Source organism: Pedobacter sp. 01N416 (assembly GCF_056399685.1).
The window spans coordinates 1-4,411 of sequence record NZ_JBFTRT010000441.1; the positions used below are offsets into that span (position 1 = coordinate 1).

The following is a 4,411-nucleotide window of genomic DNA, read 5'->3' on the forward strand; positions in this document are numbered from 1 at the left end:
GGACAGATTTGCTCATTCCGATCTCTAAGGTCAGCTGCGTCAGATCAAACTCTGGATTATCCAGATTTTTCTCAACAGCAGCTATAATCTTACCCAACAATTCTTCATCTCTCGATGAAGGGTTGCTTACCGGTCCTAAAAAGAGCTGCTTGCTAAGCTTAGCCTGAAGAGCCGCTCTCAGCGCCAGCATATTTTGTATATTGAGCTGTAAGACCTGATCGCTGAAAGGCTTTGTGATATAGGCATCAGCGCCATTCTGAAGGCCACCTACCTGGTGGATATTGGCGGCGCGGGCAGTTAGCAGAATAACCGGGATATGTGAAGTCCTGTTATCGGTCTTCAATTTCCTACAGAATTCAAGACCATCCATAACAGGCATCATTACATCACTGATAATCAGATCCGGAATGATCCGAACTGCTGCTTCCCAGCCTTCTGCACCATTGTGACAAGCTACTGTAAAATATTTCTTATCAAGTAATCCCTGGATAAAGTCCCTTAGCTCTTCATTATCTTCTACGATTAGAACAGTATGGGTTTTATCAACCGGTACAGCTCCGCTCAGATAATTATCCGACATTTCGATGACAGGAAGGGATAGATAAGAAGGATCCTGTGCCGTCCTGTTGCTTATATTTTTATCCAACAAAAGCTCATTGGTTAAATGAGCGCTGCCTAAGGGAAGTTTTACCTTAAATGAGGTTCTAAAGCGACCGTTCTCTATAGCTATAGACTCAGTATCGATATGCCCATGGTGGCGCTCAACGATACTTTTCGAAAGTGCAAGCCCAATACCCGTCCCTATTGTATAACGCCCAGGTTCGTTAACCTGATAAAAATTATCGAATATCTTATCCAGATTTTCCTGATTAATACCCTCTCCGTCATTGGAAACTATAACCTCAATCTGGTTGCACGGTAAGTTCTTTTGAATTAGAAAGTGAATGGTGTCACCTTCATCTGAAAATTTGAATGCGTTTGATAGTAAATTAAAAAATACCTTTTCAAGCTGATCCTTATCGAAATATGCCAAAATCTCCTCTTCACTGGATTTGAAAGCGTAATTTATGCATTTTTTTTCGGCAAGATTTTGGAAAGACTGAAAAATATCACCCGCAAATTTTACGATATTCTGCTCAAAAAAATAAAGGGGCTGCTTATCAGATTCCACTTTTCTGAAGTCCAAAAGTTCGGTAACTAATCTGAACAATCTATCTGTATTATGCTTAACGATCTGTAAAGATTTATTGATCACCTCATTTTCACGGGTAAGATCGATGAGCTTTTCAATCGGACCGATGATAAGCGTCAAAGGCGTCCGGATCTCATGTGAAACATTCGTAAAAAAGTCAAGTTTCATCTGATATAAGGACTGTTGTTGTTCTGCTTCCAGATGTTTCAGGAAAAGATCACGTTCAAGTTTCTCTCTGTTCTTAAAAAATCGATATATATAATAAGAACCGGAAAAGAACGTTAATCCGTAAATCATATAAGCCCACCAGGTTTTCCATAAAGGTGGCAGGATATTAATGGTCATTTTAGCTGGTTTTGAGCTCCATAGTCCATCATTATTTGAGCCGTTAACCAAAAAAGTATACTTTCCAGGGCGGAGATTCGTATAGGATGCAGATGGCGTTCCAACCTCTTTCCAGTTTTTATCAAATCCTTCCAGTTTATATTTATACCGGTTTTTTGTCGGTTTAATATAGTTTAAAGCTGCAAATCCAATTGCAAATATATTTTGATCAGCTGACAGCGTTATTTCATCTGTCAGATCAATTGCCTTTTTTAACAAACTATCCGGTCCTTTTATCTGAATAGGCTTGTCCAAAACTTTTAATGAGGTGAAGATAAGATGGGGTTTAAAGCTATTCATACTAATCCGTTCCGGATAAAAACCGATCAGTCCCTTATACCCGCCAAAAAACAGCTGCCCAGCCGAGTCCTTAAAACCAGATCCGATATTAAAAACATTCCCAGGGAGTTCGTCATTTGTATTATATACCCTAAAAGTCCAATGCAGCTTGTCAAATTTAACCAATCCGCGCTCTGTACTCAGCCATAAAAAGCCATAATTATCTTCAAATATTGACAATACATTACTTGCAGGTAATCCATCTTTTTCGGAAAACGTCCTAAAATCTTTTTTTGCGGGATTATAAACACTCAGTCCGCTATGATCTGTTCCGATCCAGATTGCACCTGTTTTATCTTCATAAAAACAATTAACTGAGCTATTAACAAGCCCGAGGCCTTTTCCCCAAATGAATGATTTAAAACTGTTGGAAACACTGTTCCATAAGTGTACATTGTCGTCTGAACCGATCCATATATTGTGTTTTGAATCTTCAAACAATGCCGTGATCAGTTCTTTTTTCTTGATCTCCTTAGTACAAACAAGTTTAAATTTATTTGACCTGGGATCAAATAGATTCAAGCCCATAGAGGTTCCTATCCAAAGCTGTCCTTTATTATCCTCAATTACACAGTTCACATTATCATGGCTCAATGACATCGGATCACCATCCAGATGGCGATAATGGATAAAATCATTTGTTGCTGGCCTGAAGAGGTTCAAGCCCCCCTGATAATTGCCCACCCATACTCTTTGTAATCTATCCACCAGAATTCTCTTGATTCCATTAGAAGATATACTATTTGGAGACTTGTCAATATGCTTAAATATAGAAACGCGGCCTGTTTTTTTATTCAAATAATTTAGTCCGTCATTTGTGCCTACCCATAGATTGTTAAGCTTATCTCCAGCAATCGCACTGATTACATTATTATTGATGCTGCTTCTATATTTATCATTCTGATATACCTGAAACGGGGTTGTGATGGTATGAGCTACATCTACGCCACCAAAGTAAGTACCTATCCAGATTGAGCCGCAATTATCTTCGTAAACATCGAATACCGAATTTTCACCCAGGCTTAGCGGATTGGAAGAATCGTGCAGATAGGTTTCAAACCTCATCCTTTCCGTATCGAGCAAAGATATCCCTTCTTGTGTACCGATCCACAATTGTCCTTTTTTGTCCACCGTCATTTTACGGATATCATCAATTCCAGGTGTATTTAGGCTATTTTCGGATCGGGAATAGTGCTTAAAAGAATTTCCCTGCCTATTGTAGAGATTAAGACCGTTATGTTTGGTACCTATCCATAATCTATTTTTTTTATCCTCAGCTATTGCGGTTATTACGTTGCTGCTAACACTACTGGGATCAGCAGAGTGAATAAAAAGGTCATAGCGGTATCGTCCATTTAAATTTTCAAGTCGTACCAGACCACGGTTTGTACCTATCCAAATGTGACCGAAGTGATCCTGAAAGATTGTCATGACCTGATATGGCCCTTTTATCGGAAGCTCAAATGTTTTGAATCTATTGTGAAATTTGTCGGTCGAATATAATAATCCATTATCAGTTCCTAACCAGAGCGTGCCGTTACGATCTTTATAAAGGTAATTCGCTCGGTTCACATCTGAAAGAACATGAACGAACGTTTCGTTCTTAGGATCGTACTTATCCAAACTGCTCAAAGATCCAACCCACATTACCTTATTATCGTCCACTGCCAAAGTGGTTATATAGTTATTCGAGACGATATTTTTCTTAAGTAAGGCATTATTTTTGAAGAGCCTTATATTCTGTCCATCATATCTGTTTAGTCCGTATGTAGTCCCAAACCACATAAAGCCCTGTGGATCTTTGATAATTGCCAATACTGAATTCTGGGAAAGTCCATCTTCGATGGTTAGGTGGTTAAAAGTATAAGGTGTCTGTGCATGACTATATTCAGCTAAAAAGCATAACAGTAATACGTAAAAAAAATGTTTGGTCTCGTTAATTTTGAACATCTGGATTGCGCTCCCCGGGATGGGTCAATATTTGTAACAAAAATATATAAACTTCTAATAAAAATGTCACTTTTTCTTTACATTAAAAAATATAATTTAATTAAAATTCAGATAGGCATTTAAATTGTTTGGAAAAGTACTAACAGCATACAGCTTGAAACTGAGCATAAACATCTAGTCGAGTGTCAGTAGATCAAACGCCCTTATGCAGCAACCTGACTAAGATTTAGTCGGATAATTGCTCGTCTTTTAACCTCTCTAACTCGTGTTTTAAATAGAATTTTCTATTAAATCCTACCTCACCCTTCTTATAAAGAAAAGGAAGATTTTCCTCTTTAAAGAGAAGATTTTGCTCCACCTAGTCTACTCGTTTTTGTTCTTTTGTTTAACAATTTGATACATATGTAGAAACATTCGAACAATTAATGATAATTGTCATCCTAGGCCAAGTCAGGCTTTCTGGTAAAACTGAATATAGCTTATGGATACGACAGTTAATTATTTTATTAGTTATCTCATTCACTACAGCGGAATACAGTTAAAGGC

General features: G+C 37.9%; 1 protein-coding gene. It reads right to left on the reverse strand.

What is annotated here, in order from left to right; genetic code table 11:
- On the reverse strand, positions 1-3,865 hold a 3,865-nt coding region (locus AC1DND_RS20930), incomplete at its 3' end, for a hybrid sensor histidine kinase/response regulator (protein ID WP_477584569.1).
- Positions 3,866-4,411: the final 546 nt, after the last annotated feature.